Here is a 19333-nt window from a genome sequence, read left to right as displayed (position 1 = left end):
GCCCTAGACGCGGAAACGGTCGACCAGCACTCTCAGTCGCGAGCCCAGGCGTGCCAGTTCGGCGCTGGCGGTCGCGGTCCTTTCGCTGGTTGCCGCGGTCTGTTCGGAGATATCGCGCACCTGTAGGAGGCTGTGGCTGACCTGCTCGGCCACCACGCTCTGCTCTTCGCCGGCCGCGGCAATCTGCTCGTTCATCGCCTGTATGCGCGAGACGCTGCGGCTGATGCCTTCCAGCGTGCTGCCGCAGTGCTGGCTCGCCTCGACGCTGCTGCGGGTCAGGTTGCGACTCTTGTCCAGGCGTTGCGCGACGCGTTCGGTGTCGTGCTGCAGGGCGGCGACCAGTTCCTCGATTTCCTCGGTCGAGTCTTGGGTTCGCTGGGCCAGGCAGCGCACTTCATCGGCGACCACCGCGAAACCGCGCCCGGCTTCTCCGGCACGTGCGGCCTCGATCGTGGCGTTGAGAGCCAGCAGGTTGGTCTGCAACGACACCGACTTGATCACGTCGAGCACGCCGCCGATCTTGTCGCTCTCCTGCTGGAGAGACGCCATCGCCTCGGTACATTGTTGCATTTCCTGCTCCAGTTGCTCGATCCGGGCGATGGCCTCGGCGACCGCGCGGTCACCTTCACGGGCCTGTCGTTCGGCCTGGCTGGTGGCCAGGGCGGCGGCCTCGGCATGCTGGGCGACTTCCCGGACGCTGCTGCTCATCTGCTTCATGGCTGTGGCGACCAGGTCGATCTCGTCACGCTGGTTGCCGATGCGAAGGTGGGTCTGGCCGGCGTTGTCGGAGAACTCCCGGGCGGCCTCGGCTACCCGTATCGTATCCTGGATGATCCCGCCGACCAGTTCGCGCAGGCCCAGGCTCATGCGCTGCAGGGCCTGCTGCAGTTGCCCCAGCTCATCCCTGCGCTCGACCCGGATGTCACGACTCAGGTCGCCCGCGGCAATATGCCCGGCGACCTTGAGGCCGCGCCTGAGTGGAACCAGTATCTGTACGCTGATGATCCAGGCGGCGAACATGCCGATCACCAGCGCCAGGCTGGCAATGCCGATGAGCATCCGCCTCGACCGGTTGGTGTCGTGGTCACGCTGTTGCGCATGGGTCTGGCTGAGGGCGTCGAGGTCATTGAGCAGGGCTTGGCCAAAATTCTCCAGGCGTTCGTCGAGGTGATCGGCCAAGCCCGGATCGGCGTCGGCAAGGGCGCTGCGCAAGGCGCTGAAGGTGTTGCGCTGTTCCTCCAGCCGTTGCTGCTGGAGCGGCTCTTCAATACCCCTGTGCAAGGCCGTCAAGTGCCGTTCGAGTTCGGCCAGTTGGCGTTCGGGGTCGACGGGGCTTTTGTCGAGCGCCTCCCGGTTCGTGCGCGGGGCCCGGACGTTGCGGGTGATCTGACCCAGCCTGGCCATGAGCGACAGTTGCTCGGCGTGATCGATACTGCGTTGCAGGGCGTACCAGCCGGTCGCGGCGATGACCAGGGTCAGTTGCAGGACCAGGCCGAAGCCCAGGACCAGTTTGAAGCGGATGCTGCGATTGATTAAAGCGTGGGACAGCCATCGGAACATGGTGGATCTCCTGCCGGGCGAATGAGTGAAGATGCCCCTGTGCTTGTCATGCAGGGGGCATTGCTTCTCATCGGCGTTTGAGCGGGAGACGCGACCTGAACCGAATGTAGGGAATTTCCGTGATCTGTGAGCGATTGGGACTGGCCCACGTCGCCGGCGGCGACGCGGCCACTCCTTTCAGGGTCTACAGCCGGAAATGGCTGACCAGCACTTGCAGATGGTTGCCCAGGCGCGCCAGCTCGGTACTGGACGCGGCGGTTTCCTCGCTGGCCGAGGCGGTCTGTTCGGAAACATCGCGCACGTTCAGCACGCTGCGATTGATCTCCTCGGTCACGGCGCTCTGTTGTTCCGCGGCAGCGGCGATCTGCTGGTTCATGGTCTGGATCGCCGACACGGTGCGGGTGATGTTTTCCAGCGAGCCGCCAGCGCGGCGGGTCAGCTCGACGCTGCTGTCGGTCAGGCTGCGGCTGTTGTCCATGATGGCCGCCACCTGCTGGGTGCCACCTTGCAGGCCGACGATCAGCTCCTCGATTTCCTCGGTGGACTTCTGGGTCCGCTGGGCCAGGCTGCGGACTTCGTCGGCGACTACCGCGAAACCACGTCCGGCTTCGCCGGCGCGGGCCGCTTCGATGGCGGCGTTGAGGGCCAGCAGGTTGGTTTGCTGGGCCACCGACTTGATCACGTCGAGTACGCTGCCGATTTTGTCACTCTCGGCCTTGAGATGGCCCATGGCTTCGGTCGAATGGCCGACTTCAGCGGCCAGGCGTTCGATCTGGGCAATGGCCTCGCCGACCACCTTGTCGCCCTCGCGGGCCTGCTGGTCGGCGACAACGGCAGCCTCCGAGGCTTCTTCGGCGTTGCGCGCCACTTCCTGCACGGTGGCGGTCATCTGATGCATGGCCGTGGCCACCTGGTCGGTCTCGGCCTTCTGGCTGTTGACCCCGGCGCTGGTCTGCTCGGTCACGGCCGACAGTTGCTCGGCGGCGCTGGCAATTTGGGTGACGCCATCGCTGATGCCGCCAATCAGCTTGCGCAGGCTGAGAGTCATGCTCTGCATGGCCCGTTGCAGCTGGCCCAGTTCGTCGCGACGGTCGACTTGTAGATCCTGGCTGAGGTCGCCGGAGGCGACGCGCTCGACCACCTTGAGGGTCTGTTGCAGGGGCGTGACGATCTGCCGGGTGATGGCCCAGGCGGCGATGATGCCGAACAGCAGCGCCAGGGCGGCGGAAATGCCCAGCAGGCTTTTCGCCTGGGCGGCGTCGCTGTCGCGGCGGGCGGTCTGCAGGTCGGTCAGCTTGTTGCTCAACTCCAGCAGTTGGTTGCCCTGGTCCTGCATGTTCTTGAGCGCCTGGGCGCTGGCAATCTGCGAGTCGCGGAAGGCACTGACGGCGGCGCGGTAGGCCTTGAGGGAGTCACTGGCCTGCTGCAGGTTGGCCAGGTGCTGCTCGGGCAGTTTGGCCGGCAGGCTCTCGAGGTTCTTCAGGGCATTGTCGATGGCGTCCAGGGCTGGCTGTTCGGCGTCGCTGCGGCCGCTGTAGGTGTAGCCACGGACCTGGAAGCGGGCCTGCTGGATCAATTTGCTCAGTTCTATCACGCTGTTGAACTGGATCACGCTGTCGCCTTGCAGCATCGATTTCTCGACCTCGGCGACCCTGGCAACGGCATTGTCGGCGCTGGCCCCGAGTTTGCTGCGGGCGGCCTCGCGGTTCTGCGTGGCCTGGTTCATGTCGGCGAACGCGCGCTTGTACTGCGCGATGGAGGCCAGTTGCTGGTCGATCAATTCGATGCTCTCTGCGGTCTGCAGTTGCTGGCGGGCGCTCTTCAGGCCGTTCTCCAGCTTGTCCAGCAGGCCGTTGACGGTGGTCGGGCCCTGTTCGCCCTTGCGCATCTCATAGTCCAGGCGCGCGATGCGCAGGTCCTTGGTCAGCATGTTGAGGGAGGAGATGTAGCCCAGCTTGTCGCCACGGTTGATCACCGAGCCCAGGCCGCTCCAGCCGGTGAAGGTGATGAGCATGGTCAGGAGTAGTACCAGGCCGAAGCCAATACCGAGTTTCAGATTGATGCTCACATTGCCCAGGCTCTGGGTTAGCCAACGGTACATGGACGGACTCCTGACGGCACTCGCCCGCCTGATCGCGGGCTTATTTCCAATAATTCCGTTGTATCGGCGGCGCGCAGCGATTCTGTAGCGGTGGCAGGGCTGGAGAGTGCCGAATAGAGCCGGCGCACGCTATTGCCCCGCGTGAGTGGCTCGCGCGGGGGCGCCAGGGGTCAGAACAGGCGGGCGAGCAGAGCGGTGACGGCGGTTTCGACCCGCAGGATGCGTTCGCCGAGCTGAACCGGTTGCAGGCCGGCCTTGGCCAACAGGTCGATTTCGTAGGGAATCCAGCCGCCTTCGGGGCCGATGGCGAGGGTTACCGGTTCGTCCACTGCTCGCGGGCAGGGCGGGTAGTTGCCGGGATGGCCGATCAGACCCAGGGTGCCTGCGCTGATGGCGGGCAGGCGATCCTCGACGAACGGCTTGAAGCGCTTCTCGATGATGACCTCCGGCAGCACGGTGTCGCGGGTCTGTTCCAGGCCCAGGACCAGTTGCTCGCGGATCGCCTCGGGTTCGAGGAACGGCGTCTGCCAGAAGCTCTTCTCCACCCGGTAGCTGTTGACCAGCACCAGTCTGGGCACGCCCATGGTGGCGATGGTCTGGAACACCCGGCGAAGCATCTTCGGGCGAGGCAGGGCGAGTACCAGGGTCAGCGGCAGCTTGGCCGGCGCTGGCTGGTCGAGACTGACCTGCAACTGCGCCTCACCGGCTTCCAGGTGCAGGACCCGGGCAGTGCCCATCAGCCCGCCGATACGCCCGACCCTCAGGCTGTCGCCCACCGCGACCCTGTGGACTTCCTGCATGTGGGTCAGGCGTCGGTCACGCAGGACCACGCGGTCGGCCGCGATGAAGTCGGCCTCCTCCAGCAGCAGCAGGTTCACGCGAGTGGCGCTGGCGGCTGTGGGTCGTTGTCGGCGGGTGTTTCTTCCGGATGGTCACCCCGCTTGCTGACCAGGCCACCGAACAGCACGCCGATCTCGAACAGCAGCCACATCGGTACCGCCAGCAAGGTCTGCGAGAACACGTCCGGTGGCGTCAGGATCATGCCGACCACGAAGCAGCCGATGATCACGTACGGGCGGATCTTCTTCAGGTACTTGACGTCGACCACGCCGATCCATACCAGCAACACCACGGCTACCGGGATCTCGAATGCCACGCCGAAGGCGAAGAACAGGGTCATGACGAAGTCGAGGTAACTGGTGATGTCGGTCATCATCTCGACGCCTGCCGGAGTGGCGGCGGCAAAGAACTTGAAGATCAGCGGGAACACCAGGTAATAGGCGAACGCCATGCCGGTGTAGAACAGCAGGATGCTCGACACCAGCAGCGGCACGGCGACGCGCTTTTCATGCTTGTACAGGCCGGGTGCGATGAAACCCCAGATCTGGTGCAGGATCACCGGAATCGCCAGGAACAGCGAGACCATCATGGTCAGCTTGAGCGGCGTGAGGAACGGCGAGGACACGTCGGTGGCGATCATCGTCGCGCCGGTCGGCAGGTACTGGCGCAACGGCGTGGAGACGAAGGTGTAGATCTGCTGGGTGAAGGCGAACAACCCGGCAAAGATCAGGAAGATCGCCGCGACACAACGCAGCAGGCGGGTGCGCAGCTCGGTAAGGTGCGAGACCAGCGGCATGTGCTGGTCGTTTTCCGGAAAATCGCTCATGGGGCTCGCGGCGGCAGAGTAGGGTCTTGAGAAGCTGGCGCACTGGGCGTCGGCGCGGTGGTCGCGGTCTCGGTCGGCACATGCGGGGCCGGCTCGACGGCACCGAGTACCGGCACGGCATCGCCTGGGGCAACGGTGACCGGTGGCAGGTCGCTTGGCAGTGGTGTCTCACTGACCGGCTGGGTGACGGAATCGGCGACTGGCTGAGGCTGTGCCTGGGGTGCAGGTTCCTGGACCGGCGAGAGAATCTTGCGAGCCTCCTGCTCCAGGGACATGATGTGCTCGTTGTGCAGTTGCCGACGGATCTCGTCGGCACCGATTTCCCGTTCCACTTCCTGCTTGATCGCGTTGAAGCTGCGTTTCAGCCGTCCGACCCACAGGCCAGCCGTCCGCGCGGCGCCCGGCAGGCGCTCGGGGCCGAGGACCAGCAGCGCCACCAGGCCGACGAGCAGCAGTTCACTGAAGCTGATACCGAACATTATTCAGTGCTCACGAATGGCTGCGGGGCTCTTTGTTAGCGAGATCGTCGACTTTCTGCGCCTGTACATCGATGGTGTGTGGCGCGCTCTGCTGTGCGCCCGGCTGCGGCTGGGCAGGTTGCACGGTTGGCGGAACCACCGGCTCGGCCGGCTTCTCGTCGTCGTTCATGGCCTTGCGAAAGCCCTTGATCGATTCACCGACGTCGGTGCCGAGGTTCTTCAATTTCTTGGTACCAAACACCAGCACGACGACAACCAGAATGACGATCCAGTGTTTCCAGTCAAAAATGCCCATGGTGTTTCTCCTCTCTAAAAGTTGTTCAGGCGGACGGACGCGAGGCTTTCTCGGCGTGTCCGGAAAGTCCGAAGCGGCGGTCCAGTTCATCCAGCACGGCCTGGGGGTGCTGGCCCAACTGGGCGAGCATGACCAGGCTGTGGAACCACAGGTCGGCGGTTTCGTAGATCACGTCGCTGCAATCGCCACTGACGGCGGCGTCCTTGGCGGCGATGATGGTCTCGACGGATTCTTCGCCGACCTTTTCCAGAATCTTGTTCAGGCCCTTGTGGTAAAGGCTGGCGACATAGGAACTGTCGGGAGCGGCGCCTTTGCGCTCTTCCAGTACCTGGGCCAGCCGGGTCAGGGTGTCGGTCATGTTCAGTGTCCTGCTGCGTAGATGCTGTGCGGGTCCTTGAGGACCGGGTCTACCGTCTTCCAGCCGTCGTTCTCGTAGACACGGTAGAAGCAGCTTTGGCGGCCGGTATGGCAGGCGATGTCGCCGACCTGTTCGACCATCAGGATGATGACGTCGGCGTCGCAGTCCAGGCGCATTTCATGCAAGTGCTGCACGTGGCCGGATTCCTCGCCCTTGCGCCACAGCTTGCCACGCGAACGTGACCAGTAGATGGCGCGGTTCTCGCGGGCGGTCAGTTGCAGTGCTTCGCGGTTCATCCAGGCCATCATCAGCACGCGCCCGGTCTTGTGATCCTGGGCAATGGCCGGCACCAGGCCGTCACTGTCCCACTTGATCTCGTCCAGCCAGTCTTTCATTTTCGACTCCGACAACCGGGCGCAACCTGCGTGGTTGGGCCTCGGCGAATGAACAGTTTGCCAGCCGCGAGCCTTGCTGGCTATCGGCGCACGACCAGATACAAACCAATGGCCACCATGATTGCCGCCGGCCAGTGGCCCAGCTCGTGCAAGGGCCCGCCGGCGGCGAGGAATGCACCGCCGCCCAGGTGCAGCGAACCGAGCAGGCGCAGCAGCCAGTCGTCCTTGCGCTTTTTGTAGGGCGGCTCGGGATCGGCGGCGTGGGGCTGCGACAGGCGTTCGAGCAGGTCGCGGGTCATGTTGGCCAGGTGCGGCAGTTGCTCGACCTGGCTCTGCAGGTTGCCCAGCAGGGTTTTCGGGCTGACGCGGTCGCGCATCCAGCGTTCGAGGAACGGCTGCGCGGTGCTCCACAGGTCCAGCTCGGGGTACAGCTGGCGGCCCAGGCCCTCGATGTTGAGCAGGGTCTTCTGCAACAGCACCAGTTGCGGCTGGACTTCCATGTTGAAGCGGCGTGCGGTCTGGAACAGGCGCATCAGCACCTGGCCGAAGGAGATGTCCTTCAGCGGCTTTTCGAAGATCGGCTCGCAGACGGTACGGATCGCCGCCTCGAACTCGTTGAGCCGGGTATCCGCCGGAACCCAGCCCGAATCGATGTGCAACTGGGCGACGCGGCGGTAGTCGCGCTTGAAGAAGGCGAACAGGTTGCGCGCCAGGTAGTCCTGGTCCTGCGGGGTCAGGCTGCCGACGATGCCGCAGTCGATGGCGATGTACTTCGGGCTCCAGGGATTGACGGTGCTGACGAAGATGTTGCCGGGGTGCATGTCGGCGTGGAAGAAACTGTCGCGGAACACCTGGGTGAAAAAGATCTCCACGCCGCGCTCGGCGAGCATCTTCATGTCGGTGCGCTGGTCGGCGAGGGTGGCCAGGTCAGTGACCTGGATGCCGTAGATGCGCTCCATCACCAGTACTTTCGGCCGGCACCAGTCCCAGTAGACCTGGGGCACGTACATCATGTCCGAGCCTTCGAAGTTGCGCCGCAGCTGGCTGGCGTTGGCCGCCTCGCGCAGCAGGTCGAGCTCGTCGTAGATGGTCTTCTCGTAGTCGCTGACCACGTCCACCGGGTGCAACAGGCGCGCATCGGCGGACAACCGTTCGGCAGTGCGGGCGAGGATGAACAGCCAGGCGAGGTCCTGGGCGATCACCGGCTTGAGGCCAGGGCGGATGACTTTCACCACCACTTCCTCGCCGCTCTTGAGCTGCGCGGCGTGGACCTGCGCCACCGAGGCCGACGCCAGCGGCTCGATGTCGAAGCGGCTGAAGACTTCGCTGATCTTGCGGCCCAGCTGCGACTCGATGAGGTTCACGGCTTTCTGCGGGTCGAACGGCGGTACGCGGTCCTGCAGCAGCATCAGCTCGTCGGCGATGTCCTCGGGCAGCAGGTCACGGCGGGTCGAGAGAATCTGCCCGAACTTGATGAAGATCGGACCGAGGTCCTGCAGTGCCAGGCGCAATCGCGCGCCACGGCTCAGCTCCAGCTGCTTGCGCGGGAACCAGCGCCATGGCAGGACGAAGCGCAGTGCCAGAAGGAACCAGGGCAGGGGCAGGTCGAACAGCAGGTCATCGAGACGGTAGCGGATCACGACGCGCTGGATGCGCAACAGACGGCGGACGGCGAGCAGCTTCATGCGTTATCGCTGGAATTGAGGGATCGGGAGAGGCGCTCGAAACGCGCCTCGAGTCGTTCTAGATCGAGCTTGAGCCGGTCGAGCTCGGCGAAGCGGGCTTCGGCCTCGTGCTTGCCGACCAGGGCCCGGGATTCTTCGCTGAGGTATTCAGCCAGGTTCTGGTTGAGGCTGGCAAAACCCTGGCGGTACCAGTTGGCGCGGCTGCGCAGGTGACCGCTGACCAGTTGCGTGGCGACCGGACCGAGCCAGCGCGACAGCTCGTATTCCCAGTCCAGCTCCAGGTCCTGCAGCACGGCGGCCAGGTCCAGCAGGACCGCGCTGTCGCCTTCCAGGTGCACGTCCGGGCCATGCAGGACGGCGCTCTTGTCCTTGCTCAGGGCCAGGTTCAACAGGCTGGAGGTGGGCGCGCGGAGGATGCAGTCGGCTTCGGCGGCCCAATGGGCGGCCAGCAGCAGGCCTTCGTCGCTGGGCAGGATGAACAGCTTCAAGGCCGGACTGTCGACCTCGATGACCTTGCCCGTCAGGTGGCCGAGGCGACCCAGGGCGGTGCTGTCCAGGCGCAGGACACGGTTGAGGCCGTGTTCGACGCCGGCGAGAAGGCCGCTGAGCAGCATCAGGGCTTGATGCCGCGGTGCAGGGCGACGATACCCGAGGTCATGTTGTGGTAGGTCACGCGGTCGAAACCGGCGTCCACCATCATCGACTTGAGGGTTTCCTGGTTCGGGTGCATGCGGATCGATTCGGCCAGGTAGCGATAGCTTTCCGAGTCGTTGGTGATCAGCTTGCCGGCCAGTGGCATGAAGGCGAACGAGTAGGCGTCGTAGACCTTGGACATGAATGCGTTGGTCGGCTTGGAGAACTCCAGCACCAGCAGGCGGCCGCCGGGCTTGAGTACTCGCAGCATGGAGCGCAGGGCGTCTTCCTTGTGGGTGACGTTGCGCAGGCCGAAGGCGATGGTCACGCAGTCGAAGTGGTTGTCCGGGAACGGCAGCTTCTCGGCGTCCGCCTGGACGAACTCGATGTTGCCGGCCACGCCGCGGTCCAGCAGGCGATCACGACCGACCTTGAGCATGGAGGCGTTGATGTCGGCGAGTACCACCTGGCCGGTCGGGCCTACCAGGTGCGAGAACTTCGCCGCCAGGTCACCGGTGCCGCCAGCGATGTCGAGGACCCGGTTACCGGTGCGCACGCCCGACAGTTCGATGGTGAAACGCTTCCACAGGCGGTGCATGCCACCGGAAAGGACGTCGTTCATCAGGTCGTACTTGGCGGCCACCGAGTGAAAGACCTCGGCGACTTTGCCGGCCTTTTCGCTTTCCGGCACATTCTTGTAGCCGAAGTGGGTGGTGGGTTCGGCATCGCTGCCTTTGCGCTGATCAGTCATATCGCTGTCACCAGAAGAGAATGCGGGCCATTCTAATCCCGGTAGCCGGCTTTGTCTTGGCAAAGGCGGAATGTAAGTATAGTGGGCGACCGGGGCGGATTGACGCAGCGCGGTTCAAGGCCGGCCCGGCCTACATTCATGGAACAGGAGTCAAACGATGGCCCGGATTAGTGTCGAGCGCGCCCATCACCTTGGTCTGGCAGGCGCGCGTGAAAAAGCCGAGACGCTGGTGCAGAAACTGGCCGTCCAGTATGGCCTGACGCCGCGCTGGTCGGGCGATACCGTGAGCCTCAAGCGTTCCGGGGTCACGGGCGAGGTGACGATCGCCGAGGACCGGATCAGGGTGGATGTCGAGCTGGGCATGCTGATGTCGGCCATGAGCGGCACCATCAAGGGCGAGATCGAGAAGGCGCTGGACAAGGCACTGGCCTGAACCTGTGGGAGCCGGCTCCCTCAGGTGGGGCCGGCTCCCAAAAGTGAATCCTGCCCTCGTCAGTTAGGGTGCCCATTCTAATTTTTGTCATTACTTTGTGCTCAAGTCCCCGTTCTCTCGGGCAGTTCCTCCAACCGTTCACGCGTGAGGTGCACCATGGCCAAAGTCAGTCTGAAGAAAAAATCCGACGTTCAGCCCACCGCCCTGGCTGAAGTGAAAGTCTATGCCCGCAAGATCTGGTTGGCGGGCCTGGGTGCCTATGCCAAGGTCGGAAAGGAAGGCAGCGAGTACTTCCAGGAACTCGTCAAGGCCGGCCAAGCAGTTGAAAAGGATGGAAAAAAGGCTGTCGATTCGAAGCTTGAAGCCGCCAACAGCCAGATCGATAACGTGAAGAACGATGTCAACGGCCTCAAGGGCCGGGTCGAGGTTCAACTGGACAAGGTCGAGAAAGCGTTCGACAGTCGTGTCGCCAGTGCCTTGAATCGCATCGGGATTCCGTCTAAACATGACGTTGAGGCACTCTCTGCTAAGCTCGATGAGTTGACGGCATTGCTCGAACGTGTCGCGCGTAAACATTAAGGAGAACGGGATGGCTGGCAAAAAGAATACTGAGAAAGAAGGCAGCTCGTGGATCGGGAAGGTTGAAGAATATTCCCGCAAGATCTGGCTTGCCGGTTTAGGCGTGTACTCGAAAATCGACAGTGACGGCAGCAAGCTTTTCGAGAGCCTGGTGAAGGACGGCGAAAAGGCCGAGAAACTGACCAAGAGCGCCGTGGGCAAGACTGTCGAGGCGGCGAAGGACTCCGCCGGTTCTGCCAAGTCGCGCATCAGTGGCGTCAAGGAGCGCGCCCTGGGCAAGTGGGATGAGCTGGAGGAGGCTTTCGACAAGCGCCTGAACAGTGCCATTTCGCGCCTGGGTGTACCTAGCCGCAATGAAGTGAAGGCACTCAACAGCAAGGTCGATACCCTGACCCGGCAGATCGAGCAGCTCACCGGCCAGAAAGTCGCCCCCGTGGCAGCGAAGACCGCAGCCGCCAAGCCAGCGGCGAAGACTGCAGCCAAGCCATTGGCCAAGGCTGCAGCCAAACCCGCCGCCAAGCCGGCAGCGAAAACCGCGGCGGCCAAACCTGCTGCGAAAGCTGCGGCCAAGCCGGCTGCAAAACCGGCTGCCAAGCCTGTGGCCAAGACGGCGGCCGCCAAGCCCGCAGCCAAACCTGTAGCGGCGAAGCCGGCGGCCAAGCCTGCTGCGAAGCCAGCCGCTGCAAAACCGGTGGCCAAGCCTGCTGCGAAGCCAGCCGCTGCAAAACCGGCGGCCAAACCCGCCGCGAAGCCTGCGGCCGCGAAGAAACCGGCTGCGGCGAAACCAGCAGCCAAGCCGGCTGTCGCCAAGCCTGCAGTACCTGCCGCGGCGAAGCCAGCGGCTGCACCGACTACCACCAACTCGGTGTCCCCGGCTGCTCCAGCCGCTCCGGCTGCGGCCCCGGCTCCGTCGGCGCCGTCCTCCCAGTCCTGAGTGGCGCTTCGCGCAATGAAAACGCCCGGCCTGTGAAGGTCGGGCGTTTTTGTTTGGGTTGGCTGTCGTCAGGTTCGGCCTCTTCGCGGGCAAGCCCTGCTCCTACAGATACGAGTCGTACGCTTATTTGTGTACGACTCGTATCTGTAGGAGCAGGGCTTGCCCGCGAAGACGTCGGGACAGGCGCCATTCTGTTTGCGGATGAATCCTGCCCCCACGGCATCCTGCGTCCACAGCGCCGCTTGCCTACTCGGGTTCTTCGAGATAACGCAGCGCCATCCGCTCCGTCGCCAGCCGCGCTGGTGGCAGCAGGTGCGGGGCCACCAGCATCATGATCTGGTACACCACCAGCCGCACTTCGCCCTCGCGCCCGAGGATCCGCTGATAGTCCAGTGAGAACAGCAGGGTCAGGGTGATCTGTTCCACCAACTGCCCCAACGCCTGGGTCTCGCTGACGATAAACCCCTGGGCCTTCAACCGCGCCAGCAGCGAGGCGAGGGTGCGCTTGAGTGCGTTGAGCAGGTGGCGGATGCCCCTGGCGAGCTTGGGCAGGCGGCTGGCCAGGTTGGACAGGTCCTGGAACAGGAAGCGGTATTGGGACAGGCGCTCGACGATCAGGTGCAGGAAGAACCAGTAGTCCTCGGGCGCCAGCTCGACGTCCGCCGGCGGGTCCAGCAACGGCGTCAACTCCGCCTGGAAGCGCTCGAACAGCCCGAGCACCAGGGGTTCCTTGCCATGGAAGTGGTAGTAGAGATTACCGGGGCTGATCCCCATCTCGTTGGCGATTTCCATGGTCGAGACATTGGGCTCGCCTTTCTGGTTGAACAGTTGCAGCGTGCATTCAAGAATTCGGTCGCGGGTTTTCATCCAGTCTTCTTAGGTCTGGCTCACGGCTGCCGGGCAGCCGCGTCCGGTGGTAGTCATCGCACCCTTACGTAGGTGCCGGGCGCGGCTTCCATGGTGGGGTACTTGGCGTCGCCGAGGGTCAGCCGGGTTTCCTTCAAGGTGCCGGAACGGGCCTGGACCCATTCCAGCCACTGTGGCCACCAGCTGCCCTGGACCTGTTGGCCATCGTGGTACCAGGCGCGTGGGTCACTGCTCAGCTTGAGGTTTTCGAGGTAGTTGGCCTTGGGGTTGCCCGGCGGGTTGAGAATGCTCTGGATGTGCCCGCTGTTGGACAGCACGAAGCGGCGGTCGCCACCCAGCAGCAGGGTCGAGCGATAGACCGCGTCCCATGGTGTGATGTGGTCGTTGATGCCGGCGACACTGAAGCTGTCGACCGTGACCTTCTGCAGGTCGATGGGCACGCCACAGACTTCCAGGCCGCCGGGATGGCTGAGCGGGTTGTGCTTGAAGAAGTCCAGCAGGTCGCCATGCAGTGCAGCCGGCAGGCGGGTGTGGTCATTGTTCCAGTAGAGGATGTCGAAGGCCGGCGGCTCCTTGCCCAGCAGGTAGTTGTTGATCCAGTAGTTCCAGATCAGGTCGTTGGGCCGCATCCAGGCGAAGACCTTGGCCATGTCCCGGCCGTCCAGCACGCCTTGCTGGTACGAACGGCGCTTGGCCGCCTCGAGGGTCTGCTCGTCGACGAACAGGGTCGCCGGGCTATCCATCCGGCTGTCGAGCAGGCTGACCATGTAGGTGGCGCTGGCGACCCGACGCAACTGGCGCTTGCTCAGCAGGTAACCCTGCAGGGCGGCAATGGTCAGGCCGCCGGCGCAAGCGCCGACCAGGTTGGCCTCGCGGCTGCCGGTGATGCTGCGGCAGACATCCATGGCCTGCTCCACGGCCTCGACATAGGTCGACAGCCCCCACTCGCGGTGGCGTACGTCGGGGTTGCGCCAACTGATGATGAACACCTGCAGGCTGTTTTTCAGAGCGTACTGCACGAAACTGTTGGTCGGGCTGAGATCGAAGATGTAGAACTTGTTGATCTGCGGCGGCACGATCAGCAGCGGCTTGGCGTACTGCTTTTCGCTCATCGGTCGGTACTGGATCAGCTCCAGCAGGTCATTGCGAAACACCACCGAGCCTTGGGTGGTGGCCACGGTCTTGCCGACTTCGAAGGCATGCTTGGTGATCTGGCTGGGCAGGCCGTTGTTGTGCAGCATGTCGTTCACCAGGTGACTGACACCACGCACGATACTGTTGCCGCCAGAGTTGAACAGTTCCTTGACTGCCAGCGGATTGAGCAGGGTGTTGGAGGGTGATACGGCATCGTTGAACAGGCTGAAGATGAAGTGCGCGCGGGCGCGTTCGTCATCGGTCATCCGGCTGTCGTCGATCCAGTGCCGGACCTGGGTCTGCCATGCCAGGTAGGCTTGCAGGCCGCGCCGGTAGAACGGGTTGAGGCTCCAGGCCGGGTCGCTGAAGCGCGAATCACGCGGGCACGGCTGGTGCGGTGTTTCACCGAGCAGCACCTTGCCCAACTGGTTTCCCAGGGCCAGTGCGTGACGTGCCGTATGCAACGGATTACGCAGGCCGTGGGTGGCGACGTTGCGCAGGGTGGAGAACAGGTCCTGGCCGCGCAGGCCGGTAATCGCACTCCGTGCGTTGATGGGCGTCGCGGTCGCGGGGAGCGACCCCGTCGCTGGTTTGTCTGGCATGAATCAACACTCCTTCGTCATCAAGCTGATCAACCGATACATCGCGCCAGATCAAGGCTGTCCAGTGCCTCGTCCCTGTCGTGCCCTGCCGATATCCTGCCGGTGGGCACGCTGCGAATGGGTGCCGCTTCAGGTGCTCTTGAACGGCGCCGGTTGCGGGTGCATGACGGCCCGCTGACGCTCTTCGTCGAGGAACTTCATGATGATGGGCGCCACGGCTTCGGCCCGGGTGATCAGGAACAAATGGCCGTCATCGATTATGTGTAGCTGGGCATTGGGAATACGCCAGGCCAGCAGGCGCATATTGATCAGCGGAATCAGTGGATCATCGTCGCCGGCCAACACCAGGGTCGGCTGGCGGATCTTGTGCAGCCAGTGGACGCTGGTCCAGCCCAGGCCGGCGAACAGTTGCCAGTAGTAGCCCAGCTTGCCCGCCGAACGCACCTTGGCGGCATGTTCGGCCGCCAGGTGCGGGTCGCGCCGGAACGCGCCGCCGTAAATGGTGGGAGCGATACGGATGACGTGCGAGGGCTGGATGTAGCGGCGCGGGCTGGCCATGTTCCACAGTACCTTGGGCTTGCCCGGGACCATGATCGCGCCAGCGGCGGTGGCCGCCAGGATCAGCTTCTTGCAGCGTTCCGGATAATCGTGGGCGAACTGCTGGGCCAGTGCCCCGCCCCAGGACACTCCGACGGCGTTGACCTGGCCATAGTCCAGGTAGTCGAGCATTCGCGCACTGAGCTTGGCCAGGCCGGGGAAGCGGTAGGGACGGTTTGGCGTGGACGAGCCGCCAACGCCGGGGACGTCGAAGGCGATGACCTCCAGGTCCGGGTCCAGCGCCTGGACGAACGGAAACACCAGCTCCAGGTTGGCACCGATGCCGTTGAAAATCAGCAGCGGCGTCAGGTGTGGCTTGCCGGGGCGAACCGCGGTACGGATGGTCTGGCCGTCCAGCTCGATGGTTCTGAAAATGAACGGTTGCGGCATACTGCGAGCCCTGTGGTTGAGTCGGTTTCTTGCATCGACACTTTCGCTCGTGGGAGCCGGAAAACGGGCTCCCCCATGAAGGATAGTGCGTCTAGCGCTCGTGCACGTAGGTGCCCGGTGCCGCCTCTGCCGGTGGGTACGCCTTGCTGCCCAGGTTGGCCGGTGATTTCTTCAGCTTGCCCGAGCGTGCCGCCAGCCAGGCCTGCCAGTGCAGCCACCAGGAATCGGTATGCTTGGTGGAGTTCTCCTGCCAGTCCTCGGCCTTGGCCGGCATTTCCTCGTTGGTCATGTAGCGTGACTTGGGGTTGCCCGGCGGGTTGAGGATGCTCTGGATATGGCCGCTGCTCGACAGCACGAACTCGACCTTGCCACCGAACAACTGCGCCGAGCGGTAGCAGGACTTCCACGGCGTGATGTGGTCGTTGGTGCCGGCCAGGGCGAAGATGTCGGCGTCGACCTTCTTCAGGTCGATCGGCGTGCCGCACACTTCCAGGGCGTCGGCACGGACCAGTGGGTTGTTCTTGAACATCTCGATCAGGTCGCCGTGGAACGAGGCCGGCAGGCGGGTGGTGTCGTTGTTCCAGAACAGGATGTCGAACACCGGCGGCTCGTTGCCCAGCAGGTAGTTGTTGACCCAGTAGTTCCAGATCAGGTCGTTGGGCCGCATCCAGGCGAAGACCTTGGCCATGTCGCTGCCTTCCAGCACGCCCTGCTGGTAGGAGTGGCGCTTGGCGGCTTCGAGGGTCTGCTCGTCGACGAACAGCGCGACCTGGGTGTCCAGTGCGGTGTCGAGCACGCTGACCAGCAGGGTCAGGGAACTGACCTTCTTCTCGCCCAGGGCCGCGTAGTGGCCGAGCAGGGCGGTGCAGGTGATGCCGCCGGAGCAGGCACCGAGCATGTTGAGGTCCTTGCTGCCGGTGATCGCACAGACCACGTCGACGGCTTCCTTGAGCGCCTCGATGTAGGTCGACAGGCCCCATTCGCGCTGGGCCTTGGTCGGGTTGCGCCAGCTGATGATGAAGGTCTGCTGGTGGCTGCGCAGGCAGAAGCGCGCCAGGCTCTTGTCCGGGCTGAGGTCGAAGACGTAGAACTTGTTGATCTGTGGCGGTACCACCAGCAGCGGGCGCTCGTGCACCTGTTCGGTGGTCGGCCCGTACTGGATCAGTTCCAGCACGTCGTTGCGAAACACCACCGCGCCTTCGCTGGTGCCGAGGTTCTTGCCGACCTCGAAGGCGCTCATGTTGACCTGGCTGGGCATGCCACCGTTGTGCACCAGGTCCTTGGCCAGGTTCGACAGGCCGTCGAGCAGGCTCTTGCCGCCGGTCTCGAAGAAACGCTTGATGGCCGCCGGGTTGGCCGCGCTGTTGGTCGGGGCCATGGCTTCGGTCAGCAGGTTGATGACGAAGTGTCCGCGACTGATGTCCTGAGCCGGAAGCGAGCTGTCGTCGATCCAGTCATGGAGTTCCTTGCGCCAGGCCAGGTAGGTTTGCAGGTAACGCTTGTACAGTGGGTTCTGGCTCCAGGCCGGGTCGGAGAAACGACGGTCGTCGTTGTCCGGCTGCAGCTCGGACTTGCCGAACAGCACATTCTTCAGCTCGACACCGAAATGGGCGACGTGCCTGGCGCTGTGAATGGGTTGCCGGATGGTCTGGGCCAGTACCATTCGGGCAGAAGTCAGAAGATCCTTTCTACGCAAGCCGACGACGGGGTTCAGGCCCAGGGTGTTCTCCGAAGCCTGACGCTTGAGGTCATCGCTGTTCTTGTCACTCATCTACGACGCTCCATTGTCCTGAGACGAGTACCGGGTAAACACTGTGCGACCAGGCACAACGAATGCCAAGTACTGCTGCTCGGGTGACCGGTTGATTGCGCATCGTTAAATGCACGTGACTTGCCAAGTCCATTGGTTACCCGAGTTTTATTTTTTTCGCAAGCGCGCCGAACGTCAGCCGTTGCTTCCGGGTATTGGATCAGAACAGATTAGAAAATACGCCCCAAATGGCAAGCCGCCTGCTAGAGCATCAGCCTGACGATCGACTCGGAGGGGTCACGGGATTTTCCAGCTGCCTTGAGGTCGGCAAGATACTCGGCCCACAAGTCATCCTGACGACAGGCGAGTTGGTAGAGGTAGTCCCAGGTGAACAGGCCGCTGTCGTGGCCGTCGTCGAAGGTCAGTTTCAGTGCGTACTGGCCTGCGGGTTCGAGCTTGCTCAGGCCAACGTTGAGCTTGCCGAACTGCAGGATCGGCTTGCCGTGGCCCTGGACCTCGGCGGAGGGCGAGTGCACCCGCAGGAACTCGGCGGGCAGATGGTATTCCTCGTCCGGACCGTACTTGAGGGTCAGGGTTTTCGAGGCCTTGTGCAGGTTGATGGCGGTGGGGATGCGGGTTGTCATGACGAGCGTGGACCTGTCGATGTGAAAGCCGCTCTTGTAGGAGCAGGCGGGCGGCGATCCGACTTGCCCGCGAATGGGACCTCAAGGCCGCCAAAGGCTTCGCGGGCAAGCCCGCTCCCACCGAAGGGAGCGGTGTTCCCTACAGGATATACCGCGACAGGTCTTCATTCTGCGCCAATTCGCCAAGGTGGCTGTTGACGTAGTCCGCGTCGATGCGCAGCGGCTCGGCGCCCTGGGCTCCGGCCATGTCGCCGGCGCTGAACGAGACTTCCTCGAGCAACCGCTCCAGCAGCGTGTGCAGGCGACGGGCACCGATGTTCTCGGTCTTCTCGTTGACCTGCCAGGCGATCTCCGCCAGGCGCTTGATGCCCTCCGGCTGGAACTCGATGTTCAGGCCTTCGGTCTTCAACAGTTCACGGTACTGCTCGGTCAGCGACGCGTGTGGCTCGCTGAGGATGCGCTCGAAGTCTTCCGGGCTCAGTGCCTTGAGTTCGACACGGATCGGCAGGCGGCCCTGCAACTCGGGCACCAGGTCGCTCGGCTTGCTCAGGTGGAACGCGCCGGAGGCGATGAACAGGATGTGGTCGGTCTTGACCATGCCCAGCTTGGTGTTGACGGTGCAGCCTTCGATCAGCGGCAGCAGGTCGCGCTGCACGCCTTCACGAGAGACATCGGCGCCACCGACATTGCCGCGCTTGGCGACCTTGTCGATCTCGTCGATGAACACGATGCCGTGCTGCTCGACCGCTTCGAGGGCCTTGGCCTTGAGTTCCTCGTCGTTGACCAGGCGCCCGGCTTCCTCGTCGCGCACCAGCTTGAGCGCTTCCTTGACCTTGAGCTTGCGGCTCTTGCGCTTGCCCTTGCCCATGTTGGCGAACAGGCTCTGCAACTGGTTGGTCATCTCTTCCATGCCCGGTGGCGCGGAGATATCGACGCCGGCGTTCTCGGCGACTTCGATTTCGATCTCCTTGTCATCCAGCTGGCCTTCACGCAGGCGCTTGCGGAACAGCTGGCGGGTGTTGGTGTCCTGGCTTGGCTGGGCCTCTTCGTTGAAGCCGGAGCGGGCCGGTGGCAGCAGCGCGTCGAGGATACGTTCCTCGGCGGCGTCCTCGGCACGGTGACGGACCTTGACCATTTCCTGCTCGCGCAGCAGCTTGATCGCGGCGTCCGCCAGGTCGCGGATGATCGATTCGACGTCACGGCCGACATAGCCGACTTCGGTGAACTTGGTCGCTTCGACCTTGATGAACGGGGCATTGGCCAGCTTGGCCAGGCGCCGGGCGATTTCGGTTTTGCCGACGCCGGTCGGGCCGATCATCAGGATGTTCTTGGGCGTTACTTCGACGCGCAGCTCTTCAGGCAGCTGCATCCGGCGCCAGCGGTTGCGCAGGGCAATGGCTACAGCGCGCTTGGCATCGTCCTGGCCGATGATGTGGCGATTGAGTTCGTGGACGATCTCGCGGGGAGTCATGGACATGAT

At 63.6% G+C, this 19333-nt stretch carries 20 protein-coding genes and 1 pseudogene; 3 read left to right on the top strand and 18 right to left on the bottom strand.

From position 1 onward, the window contains the following. Nucleotides 1–3: 3 nt before the first annotated feature. The 12 genes and pseudogenes from AC6I6U_RS01370 to ubiE all read right to left on the bottom strand — a co-directional run bounded on the left by AC6I6U_RS01370 (nucleotide 4) and on the right by ubiE (nucleotide 9923). Nucleotides 4–1560 (bottom strand): methyl-accepting chemotaxis protein, encoded by a 1557-nt coding sequence (locus tag AC6I6U_RS01370; protein ID WP_497880303.1) that lies wholly within the window; start codon nucleotides 1558–1560, stop codon nucleotides 4–6. A gap of 184 nt (nucleotides 1561–1744) precedes the next feature. Further along, nucleotides 1745–2449: a methyl-accepting chemotaxis protein gene (locus AC6I6U_RS01365; RefSeq protein ID WP_497882962.1), complete on the bottom strand. Its 705-nt coding sequence runs from the start codon at nucleotides 2447–2449 to the stop codon at nucleotides 1745–1747. A 201-nt stretch (nucleotides 2450–2650) separates the two neighbouring features. Next, nucleotides 2651–3574: pseudogene (locus AC6I6U_RS01360) on the bottom strand (methyl-accepting chemotaxis protein); the annotation flags it as partial. Between the two features lie 257 nt (nucleotides 3575–3831). Then, complete coding sequence (locus AC6I6U_RS01355; RefSeq protein ID WP_497880302.1) at nucleotides 3832–4539, bottom strand: 16S rRNA (uracil(1498)-N(3))-methyltransferase; 708 nt, start codon at nucleotides 4537–4539, stop codon at nucleotides 3832–3834. Further along, a complete protein-coding gene (tatC, locus tag AC6I6U_RS01350; RefSeq protein WP_497880301.1) occupies nucleotides 4536–5327 on the bottom strand; it encodes a twin-arginine translocase subunit TatC in 792 nt (263 codons plus the stop codon). Before tatC ends, AC6I6U_RS01355 begins: the two co-directional genes overlap by 4 nt. Beyond that, the gene (gene tatB / locus AC6I6U_RS01345; protein ID WP_497880300.1) at nucleotides 5324–5806 is read right to left on the bottom strand and encodes a Sec-independent protein translocase protein TatB; all 483 of its coding nucleotides are present in this window, start codon (nucleotides 5804–5806) and stop codon (nucleotides 5324–5326) included. Before tatB ends, tatC begins: the two co-directional genes overlap by 4 nt. A gap of 10 nt (nucleotides 5807–5816) precedes the next feature. After that, nucleotides 5817–6101 (bottom strand): twin-arginine translocase TatA/TatE family subunit, encoded by a 285-nt coding sequence (locus AC6I6U_RS01340; RefSeq protein ID WP_497880299.1) that lies wholly within the window; start codon nucleotides 6099–6101, stop codon nucleotides 5817–5819. Nucleotides 6102–6126: 25 nt separating this feature from the next. Next, a complete protein-coding gene (locus AC6I6U_RS01335) occupies nucleotides 6127–6459 on the bottom strand; it encodes a phosphoribosyl-ATP diphosphatase (protein ID WP_497880298.1) in 333 nt (110 codons plus the stop codon). Between the two features lie 2 nt (nucleotides 6460–6461). Further along, entirely contained in the window at nucleotides 6462–6854 is a 393-nt protein-coding gene (gene hisI / locus AC6I6U_RS01330; RefSeq protein WP_054060519.1) for a phosphoribosyl-AMP cyclohydrolase, read from the bottom strand. Nucleotides 6855–6934: 80 nt separating this feature from the next. After that, on the bottom strand, nucleotides 6935–8539 hold the full coding sequence (gene ubiB / locus AC6I6U_RS01325) for a ubiquinone biosynthesis regulatory protein kinase UbiB (protein ID WP_497880297.1): 1605 nt from the start codon (nucleotides 8537–8539) through the stop codon (nucleotides 6935–6937). Beyond that, nucleotides 8536–9153, bottom strand: a complete 618-nt coding sequence (locus tag AC6I6U_RS01320) for a ubiquinone biosynthesis accessory factor UbiJ (RefSeq protein ID WP_497880296.1) — start codon at nucleotides 9151–9153, stop codon at nucleotides 8536–8538. The genes ubiB and AC6I6U_RS01320 overlap by 4 nt, the downstream gene beginning before the upstream one ends. Then, the gene (ubiE, locus tag AC6I6U_RS01315; protein WP_497880295.1) at nucleotides 9153–9923 is read right to left on the bottom strand and encodes a bifunctional demethylmenaquinone methyltransferase/2-methoxy-6-polyprenyl-1,4-benzoquinol methylase UbiE; all 771 of its coding nucleotides are present in this window, start codon (nucleotides 9921–9923) and stop codon (nucleotides 9153–9155) included. The genes AC6I6U_RS01320 and ubiE overlap by 1 nt, the downstream gene beginning before the upstream one ends. 157 nt (nucleotides 9924–10080) lie before the next feature. Between ubiE and AC6I6U_RS01310 the strand changes: the two genes are divergently transcribed. The 3 genes from AC6I6U_RS01310 to AC6I6U_RS01300 all read left to right on the top strand — a co-directional run bounded on the left by AC6I6U_RS01310 (nucleotide 10081) and on the right by AC6I6U_RS01300 (nucleotide 11869). Beyond that, the gene (locus AC6I6U_RS01310) at nucleotides 10081–10356 is read left to right on the top strand and encodes a polyhydroxyalkanoic acid system family protein (protein WP_497880294.1); all 276 of its coding nucleotides are present in this window, start codon (nucleotides 10081–10083) and stop codon (nucleotides 10354–10356) included. 156 nt (nucleotides 10357–10512) lie between these two features. Next, nucleotides 10513–10935, top strand: coding sequence for a phasin family protein (locus AC6I6U_RS01305; protein ID WP_497880293.1), 423 nt, complete (start codon nucleotides 10513–10515; stop codon nucleotides 10933–10935). A 10-nt stretch (nucleotides 10936–10945) separates the two neighbouring features. Next, entirely contained in the window at nucleotides 10946–11869 is a 924-nt protein-coding gene (locus AC6I6U_RS01300; RefSeq protein WP_497880292.1) for a phasin family protein, read from the top strand. A gap of 246 nt (nucleotides 11870–12115) precedes the next feature. Here the strand turns inward: AC6I6U_RS01300 and AC6I6U_RS01295 are convergent, their stop codons facing one another. The 6 genes from AC6I6U_RS01295 to hslU form a co-directional block, all read right to left on the bottom strand. After that, nucleotides 12116–12736, bottom strand: a complete 621-nt coding sequence (locus AC6I6U_RS01295) for a TetR/AcrR family transcriptional regulator (protein WP_497880291.1) — start codon at nucleotides 12734–12736, stop codon at nucleotides 12116–12118. A gap of 53 nt (nucleotides 12737–12789) precedes the next feature. Continuing rightward, nucleotides 12790–14472 (bottom strand): class II poly(R)-hydroxyalkanoic acid synthase, encoded by a 1683-nt coding sequence (gene phaC, locus AC6I6U_RS01290; RefSeq protein ID WP_497880290.1) that lies wholly within the window; start codon nucleotides 14470–14472, stop codon nucleotides 12790–12792. A gap of 129 nt (nucleotides 14473–14601) precedes the next feature. Then, nucleotides 14602–15459 (bottom strand): poly(3-hydroxyalkanoate) depolymerase, encoded by an 858-nt coding sequence (gene phaZ, locus AC6I6U_RS01285; protein ID WP_497880289.1) that lies wholly within the window; start codon nucleotides 15457–15459, stop codon nucleotides 14602–14604. Nucleotides 15460–15550: 91 nt separating this feature from the next. Continuing rightward, a complete protein-coding gene (gene phaC, locus AC6I6U_RS01280; protein WP_497880288.1) occupies nucleotides 15551–17230 on the bottom strand; it encodes a class II poly(R)-hydroxyalkanoic acid synthase in 1680 nt (559 codons plus the stop codon). Nucleotides 17231–17472: 242 nt separating this feature from the next. Next, on the bottom strand, nucleotides 17473–17853 hold the full coding sequence (locus AC6I6U_RS01275) for a gamma-butyrobetaine hydroxylase family protein (RefSeq protein WP_497880287.1): 381 nt from the start codon (nucleotides 17851–17853) through the stop codon (nucleotides 17473–17475). 139 nt (nucleotides 17854–17992) lie between these two features. Beyond that, nucleotides 17993–19330, bottom strand: a complete 1338-nt coding sequence (gene hslU, locus AC6I6U_RS01270) for an ATP-dependent protease ATPase subunit HslU (protein ID WP_497880286.1) — start codon at nucleotides 19328–19330, stop codon at nucleotides 17993–17995. Nucleotides 19331–19333 lie beyond the last annotated feature (3 nt).

The sequence above is a fragment of the Pseudomonas sp. UTLPPB19802 genome, assembly GCF_059730225.1.
The sequence above is the reverse complement of the archived record's forward strand: the minus strand, read 5'-3'. Positions and strand labels throughout refer to the sequence as shown.